The 21,363-nt window shown below is 43.2% G+C and carries 23 protein-coding genes; 16 read left to right on the forward strand and 7 right to left on the reverse strand.

The features are described from left to right. Positions 1 to 225: 225 nt before the first annotated feature. Entirely contained in the window at positions 226 to 807 is a 582-nt protein-coding gene (locus RM544_RS08530) for an acyloxyacyl hydrolase (protein ID WP_311361367.1), read from the forward strand. Positions 808 to 898: 91 nt separating this feature from the next. Here RM544_RS08530 and RM544_RS08535 read toward each other — a convergent pair whose 3' ends face one another. After that, positions 899 to 2,815, reverse strand: coding sequence for a hypothetical protein (locus RM544_RS08535; protein ID WP_311361368.1), 1,917 nt, complete (start codon positions 2,813 to 2,815; stop codon positions 899 to 901). A gap of 203 nt (positions 2,816 to 3,018) precedes the next feature. On the opposite strand from RM544_RS08535, the gene RM544_RS08540 reads away from it, so the two are divergent. The 5 genes from RM544_RS08540 (at position 3,019) to RM544_RS08560 (ending at position 6,093) form a co-directional block, all read left to right on the forward strand. Next, positions 3,019 to 3,567 (forward strand): DUF2780 domain-containing protein, encoded by a 549-nt coding sequence (locus tag RM544_RS08540; protein WP_311361369.1) that lies wholly within the window; start codon positions 3,019 to 3,021, stop codon positions 3,565 to 3,567. A 21-nt stretch (positions 3,568 to 3,588) separates the two neighbouring features. Then, positions 3,589 to 4,119 (forward strand): SixA phosphatase family protein, encoded by a 531-nt coding sequence (locus RM544_RS08545; protein ID WP_311361370.1) that lies wholly within the window; start codon positions 3,589 to 3,591, stop codon positions 4,117 to 4,119. After that, complete coding sequence (pnuC, locus tag RM544_RS08550; protein ID WP_311361371.1) at positions 4,119 to 4,724, forward strand: nicotinamide riboside transporter PnuC; 606 nt, start codon at positions 4,119 to 4,121, stop codon at positions 4,722 to 4,724. The genes RM544_RS08545 and pnuC overlap by 1 nt, the downstream gene beginning before the upstream one ends. 12 nt (positions 4,725 to 4,736) lie before the next feature. Continuing rightward, the gene (locus tag RM544_RS08555; RefSeq protein ID WP_311361372.1) at positions 4,737 to 5,279 is read left to right on the forward strand and encodes an AAA family ATPase; all 543 of its coding nucleotides are present in this window, start codon (positions 4,737 to 4,739) and stop codon (positions 5,277 to 5,279) included. A gap of 178 nt (positions 5,280 to 5,457) precedes the next feature. Next, positions 5,458 to 6,093 (forward strand): hypothetical protein, encoded by a 636-nt coding sequence (locus tag RM544_RS08560; protein WP_311361373.1) that lies wholly within the window; start codon positions 5,458 to 5,460, stop codon positions 6,091 to 6,093. Positions 6,094 to 6,128: 35 nt separating this feature from the next. On the opposite strand, the gene RM544_RS08565 is transcribed toward RM544_RS08560, so the two are convergent. Beyond that, entirely contained in the window at positions 6,129 to 6,545 is a 417-nt protein-coding gene (locus tag RM544_RS08565) for a secondary thiamine-phosphate synthase enzyme YjbQ (RefSeq protein ID WP_311361374.1), read from the reverse strand. An 82-nt stretch (positions 6,546 to 6,627) separates the two neighbouring features. On the opposite strand from RM544_RS08565, the gene RM544_RS08570 reads away from it, so the two are divergent. From RM544_RS08570 to RM544_RS08610, 9 genes are all read left to right on the forward strand, one after another. Next, positions 6,628 to 7,542 (forward strand): alpha/beta hydrolase, encoded by a 915-nt coding sequence (locus tag RM544_RS08570; RefSeq protein ID WP_311361375.1) that lies wholly within the window; start codon positions 6,628 to 6,630, stop codon positions 7,540 to 7,542. 9 nt (positions 7,543 to 7,551) lie between these two features. Continuing rightward, the gene (gene kynU / locus RM544_RS08575) at positions 7,552 to 8,868 is read left to right on the forward strand and encodes a kynureninase (RefSeq protein WP_311361376.1); all 1,317 of its coding nucleotides are present in this window, start codon (positions 7,552 to 7,554) and stop codon (positions 8,866 to 8,868) included. Positions 8,869 to 8,910: 42 nt separating this feature from the next. Next, positions 8,911 to 9,249, forward strand: coding sequence for an MGMT family protein (locus RM544_RS08580; protein WP_311361377.1), 339 nt, complete (start codon positions 8,911 to 8,913; stop codon positions 9,247 to 9,249). A 199-nt stretch (positions 9,250 to 9,448) separates the two neighbouring features. Further along, the gene (locus RM544_RS08585; protein WP_311361378.1) at positions 9,449 to 9,949 is read left to right on the forward strand and encodes a YHS domain-containing (seleno)protein; all 501 of its coding nucleotides are present in this window, start codon (positions 9,449 to 9,451) and stop codon (positions 9,947 to 9,949) included. A 165-nt stretch (positions 9,950 to 10,114) separates the two neighbouring features. Next, a complete protein-coding gene (locus tag RM544_RS08590; protein WP_311361379.1) occupies positions 10,115 to 10,414 on the forward strand; it encodes a BufA1 family periplasmic bufferin-type metallophore in 300 nt (99 codons plus the stop codon). A gap of 35 nt (positions 10,415 to 10,449) precedes the next feature. Further along, the gene (locus tag RM544_RS08595; protein WP_311361380.1) at positions 10,450 to 11,379 is read left to right on the forward strand and encodes an MbnB/TglH/ChrH family RiPP precursor modification enzyme; all 930 of its coding nucleotides are present in this window, start codon (positions 10,450 to 10,452) and stop codon (positions 11,377 to 11,379) included. Beyond that, positions 11,354 to 12,247, forward strand: a complete 894-nt coding sequence (locus RM544_RS08600; RefSeq protein ID WP_311361381.1) for an HvfC/BufC family peptide modification chaperone — start codon at positions 11,354 to 11,356, stop codon at positions 12,245 to 12,247. The genes RM544_RS08595 and RM544_RS08600 overlap by 26 nt, the downstream gene beginning before the upstream one ends. 89 nt (positions 12,248 to 12,336) lie before the next feature. Further along, the gene (locus RM544_RS08605) at positions 12,337 to 12,768 is read left to right on the forward strand and encodes a DoxX family protein (RefSeq protein WP_311361382.1); all 432 of its coding nucleotides are present in this window, start codon (positions 12,337 to 12,339) and stop codon (positions 12,766 to 12,768) included. A 106-nt stretch (positions 12,769 to 12,874) separates the two neighbouring features. Then, positions 12,875 to 14,623 (forward strand): monovalent cation:proton antiporter-2 (CPA2) family protein, encoded by a 1,749-nt coding sequence (locus RM544_RS08610; RefSeq protein WP_311361383.1) that lies wholly within the window; start codon positions 12,875 to 12,877, stop codon positions 14,621 to 14,623. Positions 14,624 to 14,640: 17 nt separating this feature from the next. Here the strand turns inward: RM544_RS08610 and RM544_RS08615 are convergent, their stop codons facing one another. The 5 genes from RM544_RS08615 to RM544_RS08635 form a co-directional block, all read right to left on the reverse strand. Then, positions 14,641 to 16,287 carry a serine hydrolase gene (locus RM544_RS08615; protein WP_311361384.1) on the reverse strand — a complete coding sequence of 549 codons (1,647 nt, stop codon included), beginning with the start codon at positions 16,285 to 16,287 and terminating at the stop codon, positions 14,641 to 14,643. Between the two features lie 29 nt (positions 16,288 to 16,316). Continuing rightward, positions 16,317 to 17,189, reverse strand: coding sequence for a bile acid:sodium symporter family protein (locus tag RM544_RS08620; RefSeq protein WP_311361385.1), 873 nt, complete (start codon positions 17,187 to 17,189; stop codon positions 16,317 to 16,319). Positions 17,190 to 17,198: 9 nt separating this feature from the next. Then, positions 17,199 to 17,957 carry an SDR family oxidoreductase gene (locus RM544_RS08625; protein WP_311361386.1) on the reverse strand — a complete coding sequence of 253 codons (759 nt, stop codon included), beginning with the start codon at positions 17,955 to 17,957 and terminating at the stop codon, positions 17,199 to 17,201. 75 nt (positions 17,958 to 18,032) lie between these two features. Then, positions 18,033 to 19,100 (reverse strand): phosphotransferase family protein, encoded by a 1,068-nt coding sequence (locus RM544_RS08630; RefSeq protein ID WP_311361387.1) that lies wholly within the window; start codon positions 19,098 to 19,100, stop codon positions 18,033 to 18,035. A gap of 20 nt (positions 19,101 to 19,120) precedes the next feature. Continuing rightward, positions 19,121 to 20,341, reverse strand: coding sequence for an acyl-CoA dehydrogenase family protein (locus RM544_RS08635; protein ID WP_311361388.1), 1,221 nt, complete (start codon positions 20,339 to 20,341; stop codon positions 19,121 to 19,123). 332 nt (positions 20,342 to 20,673) lie between these two features. Here RM544_RS08635 and RM544_RS08640 point away from each other — a divergent pair, with 332 nt between their 5' ends. Continuing rightward, positions 20,674 to 21,297, forward strand: coding sequence for a hypothetical protein (locus RM544_RS08640; protein WP_311361389.1), 624 nt, complete (start codon positions 20,674 to 20,676; stop codon positions 21,295 to 21,297). The last annotated feature ends 66 nt before the right edge of the window (positions 21,298 to 21,363 follow it).

Consider the following 21,363-nt stretch of genomic DNA (forward strand, 5'->3'; position numbering starts at 1 on the left):
AATGACGGCTTTCTTATCATCGTCATTCCTGCGAAGGCAGGAATCTAATTGGCATAAGTACAAAGTAAAACCTTACAATTAGTTTACTTTTGTATTATATGTTCCAAAAAATAATAATTTTGAATCAAAACGTCCATTTATAAACACTAAAATTTACCCCATTGATAGAGCAAGACTTAACACATTTTAATTTGCTACTCCGCGGTAGCGCTATCTGGGGAAATGATGAAATCTAATCTTTTACAGTTTTTTAAACACTTTATTGTCGCACTTACTTTCTTTGCAGGGGTTTTGGCAAGTACCTATTCTTTTGCAACTGCAAGCCTTGACTCGGATATTAGCAAATATGCCGTATCGGCTGGCTATATCCACGGCGAAGGTGATGTTCGGGGAATAAAAATCGCGCTGCAATATCATAGCGATTACTTGCAACAATATAATTCAAATCTGAATCTATACTTTGAAACTAGCGTTAACTTCTGGGAATACGGCGTTGAAAACAACTATGACAGCAATTTTGTTCTAGCATTATCACCAGTATTTGAATATCAGTTCTCAGAGTATAAATCGAATCCAATCTTCGTTGAGTTCGGAATAGGTGTGTCCCTTTTAGATGATACTCGCTTTGCTGGTAAAAATGTTAGTACACACTACCAGTTCGAAGATCGTCTCGGTATTGTGATGAAGTTTGGTAAGAACAAGCGTGATTCAATCGCCTTACGCTATTTACACTACTCTAATGCAGGCTTTAAAAGACCGAACCCGGGTTTAGATTTCATTAGCTTAGCGTATACAGCGTTTTTATGATCTAGGTCCCCGCCTTCGCGGGGATGACGGAAGGGTTTAGGTCCCCGCCTTTGCGGGGATGACGGAAGTGCGGGGATGACGATGGTTTTGCTTAGGGTTGCTTGGTATCGTCGCTTGATGCACCTTTAGGAGCATCTTGCTCTGCTTCGGCTTGTGCCTCTTCATTGCGCAAATAACCAGCGGCTTCTTCGTCTTCCTTCAAGTCCAAACGACTATCAATCGAACCACTCTCGAATGCTCGAGATTGTTGATTGATTTGGTGAATTTGACTCGCATTAGATAAATCACGTTCGTTAGTGATCGCAGCAATTGCTTCACGTTCGCGTAAGAAGCCTTTGATTTCATCGACGATCGCCGCCATTTCCTGCTCATTTTTGGTCATGGACATTATAAAGCGTGGTTGCTCTAGGTTCTTCATGCCGCTAGTAGCAAAAATTGAAGTTTTGATGCGAGAGGTGATTACCCAAGGTGTGATACTTGAACGCACAACCGTATTTTCTGAGCGGGTGCTGTCATGAATGGACATACCGGTAGAAAGTTTCGACTCTGTATAAGTCCCTTCGGTTTTTAAATACATCAATAAAGAAGTAAAGTGCATTTCGCCCCAGAAGAGGTGAGATGCCGCATCGAGTATCTTTGATGCACTTTTAAACGTTAACCATGCGAACAAAGTAAATAACCCGCCGCTTACTGCTTGCAATAGCAGCGTTAGGTTTTCGTCTGTGCCAAGGGCTTTGTGGTCATTGTAAGCGCCAATGGTGTCGATAACGTTTTGGCCCAAGAAATAGAATGACACAGCGCTAGCGATAAAGAATATTTGCCCAACGAGCGATAAGATACTTTTCTTGCCGTCTTGCTGGGTATTATTTTCTTCTTCTGCCAGAGCCGGTTGTGTTTCTATCAGCAATTCGCCATTGAAGCTACCTTTACCATCTGACTGTTCGTTAAGTTGCGGGTCAAATTCGCGGTAGATACGGTTTGGCATTTCTTTATAGCGGCGATTCGCCAATACGATATTTTCGATATTGATGAATATTTCGTTAGGATGAACAGACTCTTGCATGTTTTCACGGTATTCACTCACCTCTGTTTGCGGAGCAGCCTTGGCCATTCTTGCGAATAAGAGTGGGAGTACAGCACCTAACACTGCAATAGTAGAGATCGCCAACAGACCTAAGTTGCCCCAAGCGCTGAATATGCCACTTGCCTCAGTAAATACTTCTTTCGTGTTGTCACTAACGCTGAGCCATTCATCGAGGTATATACCGGCAATGACGGGAACCAGGATCGATAAAGCAAGCAAGCCACCAAAAGATGCGCCGCCAGCACTTTTCAGAACAGTCTCTCGGTTTGAGTTGATAGCTCTGGCAGCAGATGACCACGTGACCACCAAATAAAGAAGTAGTAAAACACCCATGATAGGCAAAGCAAACAGCTGCGCAGTTTCACCAGCTAAGCCCGTGGTGACAACAAAAAACACGATCAAAAACGACAAGATACCCGTTAAGAAGTTAATGGTAACGCCCGCTATTTCTTGCGCCATTTTACGCAAAGGGTAGGGTAGGAATGTGAGTTTTGGGAAAATAGAGTGCACAAATCGGCCTAAGAAGCCAACCGGTTCGATGAATGTCGTATTTTTACGACCCATCATCATGGAGTGAAGAGACTTTGCACTATAAAGAAGTGCCGGCTTCTCCATTTTCGCTGAATCTTGCTCAGAGCGAGATAAGTTGAATGCTAAAGATGTTGGTACCGAGCGACCAACGAAATATCTAAATAGTTGGAAGAAGCCAACACCTGTGTGTCTAGCACCACTAACTAACAAATAAAAACCGATAATTGCGTAAGTCCAACCAATTATTTTGTCTTCTTTCAACGCGCCTGATACTTGAATTAGCGTATATACGCCAATTAAGGCGACAAGCGTTCCGGCAATAGCTTTAAACAATCCCTCTTTTTTAAAGGGGTTTTTGATTCCGAGGGTTTGTGAGCCAAAATCATATGCCATCTAAGGATTCCTTTGTAATAAATGGAGAAGTCGCTAAGTATGCCTAAGTTACTGGCAGGTGAAAAGGCTAAAAAAGCAATATCCCAAGCTTTTGTTTTCCATTATAATAGTAGGACAGCGCAAGGCCTTTAGCGGGCTGGAATCTTATCTCGATAATTCAAAAGTTGTACCGGATTACACCTAATTATAAAAAAGGAACTACCATGAAAAAAATTACCTCTCTATTGCTCGCCGCAAGCTTAACTTTTTCCGCATCTTCGCATGCTGAAGAGGGTTGGTTCGACTCTTTCAAAAGCATGCTCGGTTTTGGCGATAGCGCTGAAGAAGTTGCCGTACCTGAAATGCCAAGTATCGATGGTATGTTGGGCGCGCTGACTGAAAATCTAGGTGTTACCAGTGAACAAGCAGAAGGCGGCTTAGGTTCAATCATGAACTACGTTAAGAATAACGTATCAAGTGAGTCATTCGGCGATTTGAGCGCGTCATTACCTGGCTTAGACCAAGTGTTGAACTCAGTGCCAGACATTAAAGAACTAGGTTCGTCAGATGGCATATCAGGCCTTTTAAACAAAGCGTCTGAATACAGCGACTCTTTGAAAGGAATAAATGAATTAAAACAACAGTTTGAAGCCCTAGGCTTGAAACCGGAAATGATCACAGACTTCATTGAACAAGCAAAAGCTTATCTTGATACTGAACAAGGTCAAGAAGCGAAGAAAATGCTGACTGAAAGTTTTTCATCTCTAATTTAAATTCATTAGGTGGTAAATAGAATGAAACGAGTAAAACAGCAGCCGTTGATTCTGCTTGTCAGTACTTTTTTGCTGTTAGTAGTTAGCTCGACGAAGTTAATGGCCGCTGATATTTACTTGATCCGTCATTTTGAAAAACAAAAGCAGAGTACCTCTGTCGACGTGCCTAACAAGGCGCGTCCTGACAAAGGTCCCTCGCTAACTCAAATAGGCGTGAACAAAGCTGAGAGCTTAGCTGAATTCTTGAAAGATAAGAATATTCGTTTTATTTACTCCACTGACTACACCCGCACTTTTCAGTCCGCTTTGCCTTCTTCTATGCGTTTGGATATAGCTGTTACGCTTTATTCGCCGAAAGACCTGGCTAGTTTTGCAGATGAATTGAAAGCGCTTGATGGCAATGTTTTAGTTCTTGGGCACAGCAATACAACACCGCAGCTTCTTTCGTTATTAGGCGGCCCTGACAAAACCCTCAGTGAAAAAGACTATGGCGATCTGTTTATTATTACGCAAGATGGCCAGCGTTTTCGCCATGTTGTCATAGAGGAATAATGAGCTTTAACGAATTTGTCAGCGGCTTTTTTGGCAGCAATACAATTGAAATAAGTGCCGCGATATGCGGTTTTATTTGTTTGGTGTTGCTTATTCGCGGGAATATTTGGAATTTTGCGTTTGGCTTTGTTCAAGTCACACTGTATGTGTGGGTGTTTTATCAAGCAAAGCTATACTCTGACGCTGGTTTGCACGTGGTGTACATGGCATTGCAGATTTATGGTTGGTGGCAATGGTCGCAACATTTACACACTAAAACGACGGTGAATGTCGAGACGATTTCGGCGAAGCATTTAACCATTTTCCTTGGTATTTCTCTGGTCTCCTTTTTATTGCTTGGTACTGCAATGAAGCAGTATACAGATGCGAGCTTTGCTTATGCCGATGCGTTCACAACCTGTGTGAGCTTAGTGGCGTTTTTCATGATGACAAGACGATATATATTAAATTGGGCGTTCTGGATTGTGGTCGATATTGTCGCAATTTACGTTTATCTTCAAAAAGCCCTTTATCCAACAGCCATATTATATGCTTGTTTTTTGATTATGGCGTGCGTAGGCCTTTACGCTTGGCATCAACAAAGCAAACAACAATTAAAGAATTAAACGAGTTTATTTTTGAATACATTAGCTTCAAATCCCGTAAAAAAAGTCGTTTTTATGGGCGCACCTTCCACCGGAAAATCGACTATCTGCCAAGCTGCTGCTAAGTACTTCAATACTAAGCATGTTGATGAGTTCGGTCGCACATATTGGGAACAAAATCAGTCTAATCGTCGCTTGAGTCCTGAACAGTTACTGTATATCGCGCAAGAACATATCGCGATTGAAGAACGCACGATTGTTGATGCAAACTCGTATCTATTTGTCGATACAAACGCACTAACAACCTGGCATTTTGCTTTGGATTATCATGACTCAGCACTCCCTGAACTTAGTCGACTTGCCGACGAGAGTAAAGCACGCTACGACCATGTTTTTTTATGTGCAGATGATATTCCTTTTGAGGATACTTGGGAGCGCTCAGGCGATGTAAAACAGAAAGCATTCCAAGACTTCATTTCAAATGAGCTTGTTAAGCGTAAGATCCAATTCACGGTGCTCTCAGGCAGCGTCGAAGAACGCCTTCAAACCATCATTACCACTTTAGAAAGCAACTAAACAATACCGCTGATCTCAGAATGTTAGCGAGAATTGAGCTTATACTATAAAAATGTAAGCGCTTGCATTTTTCTTCACAAATTGTTTACATTAGCGTGAGGCACATAAACGTCGGTGCCCAAAAACAATTAAACATACAACAACAATAAAATATTGTGAAAAGTGAATGGACAAAACAATGCACAGCATAATTAAAATAATATTGGGCGCTGGACTATTGCTCACCCAAAGCGTTTTGGGTGCCGCTCTTGCTGCAGATAAATCAAAAGAGGTTGATTTGATTTACAGCAAATTGGTTTCAGCTCTGCCGAAAGATGGCGCAATCATGATTTCTCCCTATGCAGATAGTTTGCAAACCTTTGGCGAAAATATTCAAGCTGCCTTTAATAGAGAAAGCGATGCTCTCGGTGGTGTCGCTTTGGAAGTGAAAACCAATCTTAGCAAAAACCCATGGGATGCTGGCATATTCAATGTGCTAGGCGCGCCTATTGAAAAAGGTGATGTGATCTACATGGCATTTTTTGCCAAAGCACTAGCACTGCCAAGCGAGGACGACGCGGCAGTCATAAAGAACGTAGGCGTTCAAAAAGGTTCTGAGCCCTATACTACCGTTATTGGTCGTGATTTTAATCTCACCACAACTTGGCAAAGTTTTGCACTAGCTGGGGTCGCGAAGGAAAGCTACGATGCCAAAACAACACAGGTTTCAATGCAAATAGCGACGGGTAATTTTGAACTGGCTGTTGGACCGGTATTTGTGTTCAACCTTGGAAAAGATGTCGATCCAACAGTTTTGCCTTTTATCACGAAATAGAATTACCAGGAAATAGACATATCACAAAATAGAAGTTAGTGAGTAATCGTGACGACAATCTGTCTTGAACCAGCATGGTCACGATGCTCCCCTAAGTAAATGCCTTGCCATGTGCCTAACAACAATCGGCCCTTATTGATTGGTATGCTGACACTGCTCCCAAATATAGATGCTTTTATATGAGCAGGCATATCGTCTGGTCCCTCATATGTGTGACGGTAATGTGGCGCGTTCTCAGGTGCCAATACGTTTGCATGGGCCTCTAAGTCACTTCTCACCGTGGGATCTGCATTCTCGTTGATTGTAAGGGACGCTGATGTATGTTGTATGAACGCATGAAAAACGCCGCAATCTATTCCTTTTAAATCATCACAGTGTCGTATGATTTCCTCGGTGACTAAATGAAAACCTCGGCTCTTTGCTGATAATTTGATCGTATATTGAAATGCCATGTTCAAGGTCTCTTGTTTGTATGCAATATTCGTTTTATCAATGGTAGACTCTTAGCCCTATCTTCGACAAGGAATTCAATCGGTGCAAACTCAATTTCAGAATATATGGCCTGTTAAACAAACAATTATCAACTCTTTATTCATGGCGCTGAGTATGGTGATTTTTAGTAGCCATTCTCAAGCGCAGCAGACTGAACTCATCGACTTCCCGAGTGCCGAGAAGAATACGCCATACAAGCTAGTGTCGGCCTTGTCATTTCGCGAGCCAGATCAAACACACAAATATGGTAGCGAACATGCCGATCAATATGCAGCATTTTGGTCACCGCCGGAACGTAGCAGCAAACCCGTTATTGTGTTTATTCACGGAGGTTGTTGGTTGAGCGCGTTTGATATTAAACATTCTTACGCATTAGCAACCGCCTTATCGCAACAAGGCTATCCAGTCTGGTCAATGGAATATCGCCGCGCTGGCAATGGTGGCGAATGGCCAGTTGCTTTGGGTGATCTTAGTGCTGGCTTAAAAGCCCTAGGAACCTTAAATGGCCAAGGGTATAACACTAAAAATATACATATTATTGGCCATAGTGCTGGTGGTCACTTAGCAGCCATGCTTGGCGCAAAGCTAGAGGATGCATTGCCAGAGGAAGTTGAGCGTGTTGATATCGTCGGGCTTGCCGGCATCATGAATGTTATAGACTATGCTAACGGCAGCAATAGTTGTCAGTCGGCAACGCCCAGTTTTCTATCTGGACTTCCCGCGGAGTCAGTTCAGAACTATTATTTAGCTAATCCACAAAACTATCAATTAAGTGGAGAGGAGTTAAGGTCCTTTATCTTGCTGCAAGGCACGCAGGACAGCATCGTACCGCCTTCACAAGCGAAGCATGTGCGAGCTAAAACAGTCATGCTCGAGGGTGTTGGACACTTTGATTGGATCCATCCTGGTTCCTATGCGTTTAAACAGCTTCTTACCACTTTAGAATCACTGAGATAAAAATACACCATGAGTGAAAATTCGAAATCCCAGCACGCAAGCACACAAAGCCATGCAGCTTCTGCGATCGCAAGAGACCAACAAGATGCGATTGCGCATTTACGCGATCACTATGAGTTGCCAGAAGACACTATTTATTTAGATGGTAACTCTCTTGGCGCTTTACCAAAGGCGGCTAAAAAGCGTGCTCTGGAAGTTGTCGAAACACAATGGGGTAAAGATTTAATTACTAGCTGGAATAAGCATGCATGGATAGATTTGCCAATGAATGTGGGGGATCGCATTGCGCCACTAATCGGCGCGAAGCAAGATGTTAAAAATGACCCTGCATCTGCTCAAGTGATTTGTTGTGATTCCATCTCGGTAAACCTTTTTAAACTGCTATGTGCCGCCCTGTCACTGAATAGTGATGATGGCAAGCGTACTAAAATCTTATCTCAGTGCGATAATTTTCCTACCGACCTGTATACCGTAGAAGGTTTGCAAGCATTAATTGGCTCTGGAAAATGTGAACTTGTGCTATGCGAGGAAGAGGAGATTGAACAGAAGATAGAGGAGCTTGGCGACTCACTTATTACTGTTATGTTAACGCATGTAAACTTTCGTTCTGGTTATATCCATAATCTCCCTAAAATCACTGAATTGGCCCATCAGCACGGGGCTTTAGTCATTTGGGACTTAGCTCACAGTGCGGGTGTTCTGCCAGTAAACGTCGACGAACATAAGGTGGATTTTGCTGTTGGGTGTGGCTATAAGTACCTGAATGGCGGGCCGGGAGCGCCAGCCTTTGTGTATGCTGCCAAGCGACATCATGCAAAATTACAACAACCCTTAAGTGGTTGGATGGGGCATGCCAAGCCCTTTGATTTTGCAGTTGAATACCAAGCCGATTCCGGTATTAAGCAGTTCTTAAGTGGCACGCCTAGCGTGATTTCGATGAGTGTATTGGATGCGGCATTAAGCGTGTTTGATGACGTTAGTATTCAACAAGTCAGAGACAAATCGATGGCGCTGACGTCATTTTTCCAACAGGCAGTTGAAGACGCGGATGACCTCAAGGGTTTGAAGTTCGCGTCGCCAGCATTACCTGAACAACGCGGTTCACAGCTCGCTTACACGCATGACAAGGCATATGCCTTGTGCCAAGCGCTTATTTCAAAAGGGATCGTCGCAGACTTCAGAGCGCCTGATATTATCCGTTTTGGTTTTTCGCCGACTTATCTCAGTTTTCAGGATATATTTCAAAGCATCGAAACGCTCAAACAAGTGATGCGAGATAAAACGTACGAACTGCCAGAGTTTAATCGCAAGCAAGCAGTGACATAAGTTTTACTGCTGCTTATCTACTTTACTTTGGAAGCAGACACATTGAATCCCTCATATCAAAAAATCTGGACCACTGTGAACGCTATCCCTCCGGGGAAAGTGGCGAGCTATGGTCAGGTTGCTGATCTAGCTGGTTTGCCTGGACGCGCAAGACTAGTTGGTAAAAGTTTGGGATTTGTCCCCGAAGGACAAAGCGTGGCATGGCATAGAGTATTGCGTTCAAACGGACAATTGGCTTTTCCGAAAGGCAGTGAGCAAGCCTTGAAGCAAACAGGCCTTTTACAAGAAGAAAATGTAGTGGTATTGAATCATCGCGTTAAATTCGCTGAGTTTCAATGGCAGCCTGACTTAGGTGAGCTTTTATTCACTTTGAAATACTGACTCTTCTCACACATTCAAGCTACTAATTTCTATTTTTTCAACTACGCCTGAAATAATTTGAAATATCGCTGGGTCTTATAATCGAATTTGCTAACAAACTACTTCATTCAATACTGAAAAAGTGAACAGAATGACGAGGAAGTAGGGGAAGCAAATAAGATTAATTCAAAACAAAGCGACAACATATTAGGAGCTACCCATGTTTGCCAGATTGAAAGGTTCAAAATTACTTAGCGCTGCGGCATTAGTCATCGCGTTTACTGTGACTTCTTGCGGATTAATTCCGACTCAAGCGCAGTCTTCTATTAATGCAGTTAACGTTGACGAATCTCGTTTGGCGATAAAAGGTTACGACCCAGTTGCCTACTTTACTCAAGCAAGACCGGTGATTGGTACAAGCCAATTTACTTCTGAGCACTTGGGCGCGACATATCAATTTAGTTCAGCCGAGCACAAGTCCCTGTTTGACGGCAACCCAACGAAATATGCACCACAGTATGGCGGTTATTGTGCGTTTGGTGTATCTAAAGAGTACAAGTTCGATATCGATCCAGAAGCATGGGCGGTTGTTGATGATAAGCTTTACCTAAATTTAGATAAAAAAGTTCAAGCGCGCTGGGTAGGTGAAAAAGAAGAACTTATCGAAGTAGCTGATAGCATTTGGGTAACCATTGCAGATACGCCATCAACAGATTTATAAATTGATATTTAGGCTTCATCCAAGGTAAGTGTGGGGCCAAAGAAGTAGTAATTCAGTAATATTTGTTTAAAAAAATACATAGCGTGAAAGTTTTTGTTTCTTTTCACGGTTTTAATAACTATCCTGTTTCGGCAGGCAATTAATCCAAACAATGAGGATTTTCATATGAAAACGACTAATTTAGCAATGGCCGCAGCCCTAGCAACAGTAATGACCATGGGTGTTATCGACACTGCAGATGCAGCGAAGAAGAAAAAAGAGAAGTGCTACGGCGTTTCTGCAGCAGGTCAAAATGACTGTGCAAACCTAGCTGGAACACACAGCTGTGCAGGTCAATCTACTGTAGACAATGATATCGGCGAGTGGCGTTTAGTGCCAGCTGGTACTTGTAAAGAACTTGGCGGTCACGACCGTAAAGCAGCGAAAAAGCTTTTCAAAGAAATGCAGGCTAAGAAAAACAGCTAGGCCTTTGGCTTAGTATTGTTTAAGTCTTATTCAGAGTGTCTTCTACACTTCACAATAAGCAAGCCAACGACAAGCCCAAGACCTTAATCGGTGTTGGGCTTCGTCATTCTCACTATACCGAAGCACTACAGAACGCTGCAAGTCATTCACACGAAGTTGACTTTGTAGAAGTTCATGCAGAGAATTTCTTTGCTGAGGGTGGCGCGAGTAAGGCCATCATTCAGGACATTGCTCAGGCTTATCCTTTAAGTATTCATGGCACATCTTTAGGCTTAGGCTCCTCAAGCCGAGTGCCTAAATCTATTCTTCAGAAATTTACCAACCTTGTTCAGTTAACCAAGCCTATGCTGGTTTCAGAACACCTTTGTTTCAATCGAGCAAGGGTTCAGGGTAACTTAGTACACAGCGGTGATTTGTTACCCATCCCATATAATCAACAATCTTTAAAGAATATAGTCAGTCACATTCAAGAGGTGCAAGACAATATTCAGCGTCCACTGTTAATTGAAAATTTATCAGCTTATATTCACGCGGCCCAGTTAAACGCGAGCACTCAAGATGACATGAGTGAGTTTGAGTTTTTGCTTGAAATGTGTTCCTCAGCCGGTTGTGGACTGCTATTAGATCTTAATAATCTGATCATAAATGCGCTCAATAAGAAGACGAACAACCCTGTTGAAGTGCTCAAACAAGATCTTTTGCAATTGCCACCTGAAATCGTCGGTGAAATCCATTTAGCGGGCTATACCGATAATGCTTCCCAAACAAATGATTTTATTATTGATGACCATGGTGCTGAGGTTTCGGCACAGTGTTGGGATTTATATGAGTTTGCTATTCAGCGATTCAAAAACACGCCAACCTTGGTTGAATGGGATACACAAATTCCAGAATGGTCGGTGCTATTGGGTGAAGCGAAAAAAGCAAAAGTAATCGCTGATGGTTCAGAGCGAAGGGATCCCTGAGATGCCGACTCAAAAAAGCGATCACGCAAGCGAACTGAATGAAGCTCAAGACGAGCAGTCTTATGACGAAATGCTTATCAATGCTATTTTCAGCAAACAAGTGCAAGCGCCAGAAGCCGCAGGGCAGGTGCCTGAGCAGTCAGCAGAAACACAAAAAGCACTGAACATTTATCACAATAACTTCATAGAAAATGGCATTAGGGCGCTGGCAATTACTTTCCCAAGTGTGGAAAGCCTTATTGGCGCAGATTCTTTTAGGATATTGACCAAGCACTACTTAATAGATGAGCCTAAAACTCAGTTTGACTGGGGTGAGTATGGTGATAGTTTCAGCGAATATATTGATGAGCAAGAAGCCTTAGCTGAATATCCATTTTTAAGTGAAGCTGCAGAGCTCGATTGGTTTATTCACCAGATTCAACGAAAAAGCGATATTGAGTTTCAAGCAAACACCTTTGCCAAGTTAGAAACAGAAGATAGTGATGAATTAAGGTTTGTTCCTGCGCCGGGTCTTAGCCTGATGTTATCGTGGTTTCCTGTGGTCGATTTGTATCAACTTGTGCACGATCCGTATTTGCAATCAAATGAAGGTGTGTTAGCACGGCAAGAATTACTAAAAAACATCACAAAATCAATAAATAATGCAATAAATTCTGAACCTCCTCGGTCTCTTGTAATGTGGCGTGCAGAGTATAAAACCCAGTTTGAATATCTATCGGATGCAGAGGCATTGGTGATACAAAAAATACTGAGTGGAGAGCCTGTAAGCCAAATAATTGAAGCGCTTGGTGAACACAAGGTAGATCTTGTGACTTGGTTGACCAATGCAATCACAAAGAAACTCATTTTTGCGGTTGAACATGTTTAGCTTTTAAAGTCGGCTTGTACCCAAGGCTTTGTTAATGCTGAACAAACATGACACCAATACTAAATAACACAATATAAGAGAGAAACAGCATGGCGAAGATAATAAACCTATACAACTCAATAATGGGTAAACTTGATTTACTACAACCGGTAGGCTTGCTACTAGCACGTTTCTACGTGGCTTGGGTGTTTTTCAAAGCAGGTTTAACCAAATTGAGAGACTGGGAATCTACTTTGCTCTTGTTCGAATATGAGTATGCCGTGCCGGTTCTAAATTTTGAAGTTGCCGCTTACTTGGCTACCTTCGGTGAAATTGTATTGCCAATTATGTTAGTGCTGGGTTTGTTTGGCAGAAAAGCAGCGATTGGTCTATTCATTGTGAACTATGTGGCTGTATTGAGCTTTGAAGATATGCCAGCAGCTGCGTTGAATGAGCATGTTACCTGGGGCTTATTAATGTTACTCGTTGCAATCTGGGGCTCAGGCAAGTTGTCACTCGATAAGCTCTTCAACATTAAATAAATCATCATATTTTTGAACAAACCTCAACAGACCCTTGAAAGTACTAGGGACTGTTGGGGTTTTTTACTATCATGGTCAGTAACTTTTGTTGATCGGATTTTTTACTATGAGCTTACTTGGCTCGGTAGCTATTTTTCTGGGGGCTACCCTCGTTGCTGTTCCCTTATTTAAGAAACTCAAACTTGGTGCCATTCTGGGCTACCTTATTGCTGGTGTGATCATCGGCCCATCAGCACTCAATCTAGTCAGCGATCCATATACTATTTTACATTTTGCGGAATTGGGCGTTGTATTGCTCTTGTTCGTTATTGGTCTGGAGTTAGAGCCTGCGACTCTGTGGCGCATGAGAAACCAAATTCTGTTCAGCGGTGGAACGCAGTTGTTAGTTTCAGCTGCAGTGATTGGTTTTTTTTCGTATGCGGTAATAGGTGTGTCCGTTAACGGGAGTATTGTGATTGGTTTGGGCTTGGCATTGTCATCAACGGCCTTTGCTATACAACTAATGAATGAGCAGCGAATTCTACAAACGCCACCGGGTCAGCAGGGATTCTCGGTCTTGTTAATGCAAGATGTCGCTGTTATTCCTATTTTGTTGGTTGTCGCTGCGTTGGCGCCTGTACAAACCGAAGTAGGACCGGCTTGGTATATTAGCTTAGGCGCAGTTATTGCGGTCCTCTTTGTGGGTCGCTTTCTGATCAATCCCTTTCTACGCATTGTTGCCCGCTACGGAAGTTCTGAAGTGATGACAGCTGCAGCTTTATTCATTGTGTTAGTGACCGCATTGGCAATGGATAAAGTAGGTCTGTCGATGGGAATGGGCGCTTTTATTGCTGGTATTCTCCTAGCCGACAGTACCTTTAAGCATCAACTTGAAACAGAAATTGAGCCATTCAAGGGCTTACTTCTAGGTTTGTTTTTTATTGCCATTGGGATGAATCTCGATTTGCAATTACTGATAAACGAGCCCGTTTTCATCATTAGCATGAGCATATTACTTGTGGTGGTGAAAGCGACGATTATTTTCGCGATCTTGCGCGCGAGCAAACAAAGCGGAAAAGATGCGATGCGAGTAGCATTGATGCTATCACAGGGCGGCGAGTTTGCGTTCGTGGTCATGACCTTGGCGTTATCTAATGCTGTGTTGGATGCATCAATAGCCGGTCAGGTAAACCTGATTGTTGGTTTGTCGATGGCACTGACATCGCCCATCGTGATTATCTACTCTCTGTTTTTCAATACTCGCCATTGTCCCGCCGTTTACGATAGTTTCAGCGATAATAGCGAACCCAAGGTCATCATTGCGGGCTTTGGCCGTTTTGGACAGATCACAGGCCGTATTCTAGCGGCGAATGGTATTCCGTTTACAGCAATGGACAAAGACGCTGAGCACATTGAATTCGTGAGGCAGTTTGGCAATAAAGTGTATTTTGGTGATGCTACCCGACTCGACCTACTCAAAAAGTCAGGCATTGAAGAAGCAAGAGTACTGTTGGTCGCTATCGATAATGCGGAAGAAATTACTGAGTTAGTGAAGCTGGTTCAACACGAGTTTCCAAAGGTAAAAGTGATCGCCAGGGCACGCAACAGAATGCACGCGATTGACCTTTCTAAACTCGGTGTGAGCTATTTTATTCGTGAAATGTTTGATAGCGCTCTCTCTGCTTCAAAAGAGGTGTTAAAAGCTTACGGCTACACTGAGGGACAAGCAGAGAATATGGCCGCTTTGTTCTCAGAACATGACAAAAAAATGCTGGATAAAGTGGTACAAGAGAATCTAGGCTTACCTGAAATGATCAAATCTACGGAGCAAGGCAGGGCAGAGCTACAGCAGTTGTTCGAGGAAGATAAGCAGTAGAGGAAGGCTCTCTTCAGTTATTTTTCCGAAGAAGCCTCGTCCTGTTTTATAAAGTGCATGTCTCGGTATTCGTGTCGACTGCGCTCTTTTGCGGTGAAAGGGTGCATTTTCATACCGGTCACGTTCCCTTGAAAATCAGTTTCAAATATCAGAAAGGCGTCTGAGGCAGCATTTTGGTTATCCCACTTAACAACAAATTTGTTTGCTTCAAAAGGCCTTAATGTGCCGACCAAGGTAAACATACGAGAAGAACTCAGTCGTAACGTTTTATCCTTCATTTCAATGTTCATATCTTTAAACCAAACATCGGAATAAGTACCGAGAATATCTTCACTTTCGATGAGCATAGGTTTAGTCGCAACGGGTTCGGGCAATTGACGAGCAAGGTACTTTTGTTCTTGTTCATCTTGGTAATCAACATAGGCCTGGACCCAGTTATCAATCTTGGATTCAGCGAGTTGATTTGCTCGCGGCATGAAGGCCTTCAGTATATGTTGCATTACCGAGCCTCTAACGCCATAGTTTGAACCGTTATTGAGTAATACCACACCTAGCTCTAACTCAGGAACCAAAGCCACATAGGCTTGATAACCCGATAATGTGCCGGTGTGGGAGATCACTTTGTAATTGAACATGTTCGCTAAACGCCAACCATAACCATAGGTTTTAAAGTGAGTGCCATCCCATTCTTCATCCGTTTCCGCTACGCCCAGAATGGTGTGGGCTTGCCACATATCATCTAATACAGATTCAGAAAACGGCAAGGTAGAAGGGTTTAGTAAGGCTTTCAGCCATAAGGTCATGGACTCTGCGTTGCACACTATACCGCCAGCGGCTACTGACATCTGAGCGGTTTCTTGAATACCATTGCGAGGAACAGCATACATTCCTTTTTCATCATTGTGTGCGTAGGGAGTTGCTGAGTTTTTGATAGCAGATTTAGGCACATCACCCGCATAACACTGCATGTTTAAAGGGCTAAAAATAGTATCTTGTAAGAAGTCTGCATATGACTGACCACTAACCCGTTCAATCACTTCACCAGCAGTGATGTAAAGTACATTGCTGTAGGAGTAAGCAGAACGAAAGCTGTAATCTGGGCTTAAGTACTGTAGATTTTGCACCACTTCCTGACGAGCAAAGCCAGAGGGTTCTGGCCAGATCATACTATCACCTGCGCCGCCCACTAAGCCGCTTCGATGAACCAGTAAGTCCTCAATAGTAAATTCTCTAGTTACCCACGCATCTTGCATTTGAAATTCTGGCAAATGTTGTATGACTTTGTCTTGCCAATTGAGTTTACCTTGGTCCACTAACACACCTAACGCCGCAGCGGTGAATGCTTTACTAGTAGAAGCGAGTCGAAAATAGGTTTGCTCGTTTACAGCTCGTTTTTTAGGTGAAAGTTGCCTTGCACCAAAGCCTTTCAGTAAGAGGGTATCGCCTTTATGCACAACACCAACGGCTAACCCCGGCGTATGAAATTTTTCTAAGGCCGACATAATGAGTGCTTCGGTTGTCGCGATATTCAAGTGAGCTTGGTTATCGAGCTGGAAATTAGCCTGTTTATTATCTTGAGGAGCAGTTTCAGTATTAGCATGGGCAACTAATGGCAGAGCACTTAACAGTGACACGGAAAAAAGACTAGCGAGTAAAAGATGCATTGGTTCTAACCTAATTGATGTGAGCGTGCTTATTCGCTCTGTGCTTCCTTGTGATACGTTTTATGATACATGACTAGCAAGAAAGCACCAACGTACATAGTGATGCCATACATTCCGGCGGCGATGCCATAGGCGTTGTTTTCTAAGAAGGTAATGGCGATGAGCATTGCCATTGTGGCATTTTGTGTGCCCACTTCGATGCCCAGTGTTAAGGCATCTTTTTGGCTCAAGTTGAACGCCTTTGCAATACTAACGCCAAGGATTGTGGCACCCAAGTTCAAGCCAAAGGTAAGGACAAAAACATCAGGGAAGGCGGCTTTAATGGTTTCTATTTCTTGGTAACACATCACGACAATAATCAGGATCATGAATACGGTAGCGAAGTGCCTAAAGAAGGGCTCGACTCTACGAGCGGGTTTAGAAAAGAAATGGCGTAGTGTCATCCCAATTATAATAGGGACTAATAGTAAAATGATGAGCTTCTTAGAAATGTCTACCAATGAGAATTCCTGAACTGCTTCTTCTGCGAAGAAATCAATCGCAAACTGAATCAATAAAGGGGTGGTGATAACACAGATAAGCGTTGCTATGGCGGTTAAACTGACCGACAAAGCAAGGTTTGCTTTCGCAATGTGGCTGATAAGGTTTGACGTGGTGCCGCCAGGACAGGCTGCTAATATCATTAAGCCAATAGCAATCTCTGCTGGTGCATTGAATATGAACGCGATGGCAAAGGCAAAAAGAGGCAAGAGCACCAGTTGACCAAGTAGCCCTGCAAATACGCTTTTAGGCACTTTGGCTAAGCGAGTGAAGTCGTCCTTCACCAAGCTCAACCCCATGCCTAACATGATAATGCCTAAGCCTAATGGCAGTAGCGTTTGTGTAAATATAGATTCCTGCAAAATGGCAGCCTAGCTCATTTTCGCTAGCCACGAGAGCGGCGCAATTCGCATCACGCGATTCAAAATAGCCCACGGCCAAGATGGCACATAGCTATTGCCGCCTTCTTTTTCTATCGCTTTAATAATTGCTTTGCAGCCAGTTTCGGTATCTACCATGAACGGGACTTTTTCGACCTTTTCATTTATTTCGCTGCGGATAAAGCCTGGGTGAACCGTACTCACTTTAATAGGCGTGCGCATGAGGTCGATGCGAATACCCTCGGTAAGAGATGTGATGGCGGCTTTCGTTGCTGCATAAACAGTAAGCGCGCGTCGGAAACCTCTGACAGCACTGATCGATGAAATAGTGACGAGGTGACCGCTGTTTTGTGCACGGAAAATTTCAACTGCGGCCTCGCATTGCGCCAGTGCAGACACAAAGTTTGTGACGGCAGTTTCCTTATTCGCTTTAAAGTAGCCAGTGCCCACCGATGCGCCTTTACCCATACCGGCGTTAACAATAACACGATCGAGCGAGCCTAATTCTTGCTTAAATTCTTGAAAAACAGTGAAAACCGCATCGTGGTCATTCACATCTAAGGACTTAATAACCACATTGATATTCGGGTTGATCGCCAAGAGTTCACTTTTTAACTCTTCCAACCGGTCAACGCGACGTGCACACAAAGCGAGGTTCCGACCCATCTTTGCATACAATAATGCCATGCCCTTGCCTAAACCTGAGCTTGCGCCTGTGATGAGAATATTTTGTCTAACGGATGAGGACATAGAACCTTCTTATTATTGTTGTCTTTTTATTGTTATTTTATTTTTGCTACTGTTTTTTGCGTTTTCAACAACGCCTTAGCGCTGTTGATTAATGATTTTACGGCAACGATGCATCAAGTATTGCACAAAAAACCAAATATGCTTATACGCTGGATTACGTGTTTGTTTGTGGTGATAGCGATAATAGATCTGTTGTGCTATAGCCGCTAAACGAAAGAGCCCATAAACTTCATAAAAGGCAAAGTCCTCGGCCCGCAAATTTTGCTTGTTGCAGTAATACTCGATAACTTCTTGACGCGTCATCATACCCGGTAAGTGAGTTGGCTGACGGCGCGTACCCTTGGCTACGCGATCATCATCAGCTTGAACCCAGTAGGCTAAACTGTTGCCTAAGTCCATTAAAGGATCGCCTAGCGTCGCTAGCTCCCAATCAAGCACACCAATAATGTCTTGGGGATTGTTTGGGTTGAGTACTAAATTATCAAATCGGTAATCATTGTGGGTGATACAAATTTTCTCGTGACTGGGAATATTGTCTTGTAGCCAGTCAGTGACTTTTCTGCCCCTTGGTACGTTCCAAGTTTTGGCTTTTTGGTATCGACCGGTCCAACCGCTTATCTGGCGCTGAGTATAACCTTCGCCTTTACCTATATGTGACAAATCGGCTGCTTTGTAATCTACATTGTGCAAATCGATTAAGCCGTCGAGTGCCGATTCGCAAAGTTTGCGAGTATCTTCTGGAGATATCTCGAAACCACGAGGCATATTCTTGCGCGGGATGACGCCATCGAATTTCTGCATGATATAAAACTCAGCACCAATGACAGACTCGTCATCGGTATAGCCAAGCATGTCAGGCACTTTTGGATAAACCGTTTTCAAGGCCTTTTGTAAGCGGTACTCTCGACCCATATCGTGAGCACCTTTGGCCTTTGTGCCTGCTGGTGGTCGACGTAAAATTACTGACTTATTCTCAAAATCTAAACAATACGTCCAGTTAGAAGCGCCGCCAGAATACTGGGTAACTTTTGGCGTGCCCTCTACATTGGGCACATTCGCAGACAACCATTCTTTCAGAGGTTCAATCGGTAATTCTTCCCCTGGGCGAACGGCTTCTGCAGTATCAATGACATTTTTATTCATAGGAATTTGTTGAGAACACCTTAGCGATATTTTTTAAGTTCAAGGCGTGTCACCATGCCCATATGTACTTCATCAGGACCGTCAGCAAGCCTGAGTGAACGAGCTCCCGCCGCAAAACGAGCGAGTGGGAAGTCTTCACACATACCAGCGCCGCCGTGTATCTGAATTGCCATGTCGACAACTTCTTCCAGCATTTGTGGGATAACCACTTTAATAGCTGAAATATCAACCATAGCATTCTTTACACCTAGATTATCAATTTTCCAAGCGGCTTGTAAGGTGAGTAAGCGAGCTTGTTCGATTTTCATTCGAGCCATCGCAATGCGCTCTCCGTTGCCACCCAGTTTGATAATAGGTTGGCCAAAAGCAACGCGCTCAAAGCCTCGTTTGATAGCAAGCTCGAGTGCTTTCTCTGCAGTACCGATTGCTCGCATACAGTGGTGAATACGGCCTGGACCTAAACGACCTTGCGCAATAGCGAAGCCTTTACCCATGCCAACTAGGAGGTTTTCTTTCGGTACTCTTACATTGGTAAAGTGCATCTCGCCATGGCCAAATGGTGCGTCGTAATCGCCGTAGGCTGTGAGCATGCGTTTGATTTCAATCCCAGGTGTATCCAGTGGTACGATGACCATGCTGTGTTGGTTGTGGCGGTCGTTCTCTGGGTTTGAAAGACCCATAAAAATACATACCTTTGCGTTAGGATGACCTAAGCCAGTGCTCCACCATTTTTTTCCGTTGATAACAATTTCGTCGCCATCTAGCTCAATTCTGGCCGCCATATTCGTCGCATCTGAAGAGGCAACATCAGGCTCGGTCATGCCAAATACAGAGCGAATCTCACCAGTGAGCAACGGCGTTAACCATTCCTCTTTTTGTGCTTCATTTCCAAAGTGGTATAGCACTTCCATATTACCCGTATCAGGGGCATTACAATTAAAAATTTCGGGGGCGAAAATGTAGCGACCCGTTTCCTCAGCAAGTGGGGCATACTCTAAGGTGGTTAGACCTTGAGCCAGCTCAGCATCGGGTAAAAATAAGTTCCAAAGTCCGGCAGCTTTGGCTTTTTCTTTTAATGGTTCAATTGCAGGATGGGCTTTCCATGACTTCCAATCACCCGTTGGATTGAGCTCTGCAAGCTCTCGATATACTTGATCTTCAATTGGGGCAACATGCTCTTCTAGGAAGGCACGAATGCGCGCGAGATAATCTTGAGTTTTAGCGTTGTATGAAAAGTCCATGATGAGTCCCTAACAATGTGAATTATTCAATTCATCATAGTGTAAATCGCAGTAACAGCGAACTTTGTTTAATTTTGGTAAATTGATAAGTTTGGTGAATACCCACATTAATGTTCGGAGCTAAGTTTACCTTAGCAGTTTTCTATGGGCAGCTTCATTATTGACTCCCTTCTTGTGGTGGTATGACGAAGCTTTTGAGTGACTAAAGGGATATTTAGGTATGTTTTTCGATTATTAGATATTATATTTTTAATTTTAAGTGGCTGATATAGATGATAATTTTCGAATCCTACAAGTAGTCACTACATATAAATACAAACAAGGAAGAAATCATGTTGAAAAAACTCATCTGCTTATCCATCGCATCCTCATTAGTTGCTTGTTCTGGTGCTGACTCTGCACACAAGGGGATTACACCTTTAGAAGATTCAGTGGTAAGCATTTCTGCATATGCCTTAGATGTGGCAAGAAGAGGAGATGTTGGTTGTCTCATTTTAACTGCAGCGTCGGCAACAGATGTCGCGAAACTAAGCGTAGATCAAACTATATTTGTAACAGAAAATGGGAAAGAAAAGCGCGAAAGATGGGACACAGAGAACAAAGGTAAAATGTATGAAATGTTAAAGAAAGACATGTCAGAGTACGACATTGTTGGTGTCGGTTCGGAAACCATAAGAAGTAGTTGTGCCAATGCTTTTATGGACCATGAATATGCTGTCTATTGGGGAGCCAATAAGGAAGTCGTTCCAGAGCGTGAAAACGATTGTTACATCGAGATGAAAGATGGTGAGAAATTCGCTTTCAATGAATGTGCTGTTAGAGTGAAATTTAACGAGATTAAAAACTTCTCTGACATGGAAGAAGTCTATCCTACTTTGTATAAGTCAATTTATGATGAAGTGTCGAAGAATGCTGATGATAATACCATCAACACATCGCCACTTATTGCAAAGTAGCAGCTTCTCGAAGAAAGTGTCTTAGTGCACTTTCTTCCACCCCAACTTTTCTGGGCAAGCAGCACA

This window comes from Brumicola blandensis (assembly GCF_031846165.1).
GTDB classification, from domain to species: domain Bacteria; phylum Pseudomonadota; class Gammaproteobacteria; order Enterobacterales; family Alteromonadaceae; genus Glaciecola; species Glaciecola blandensis.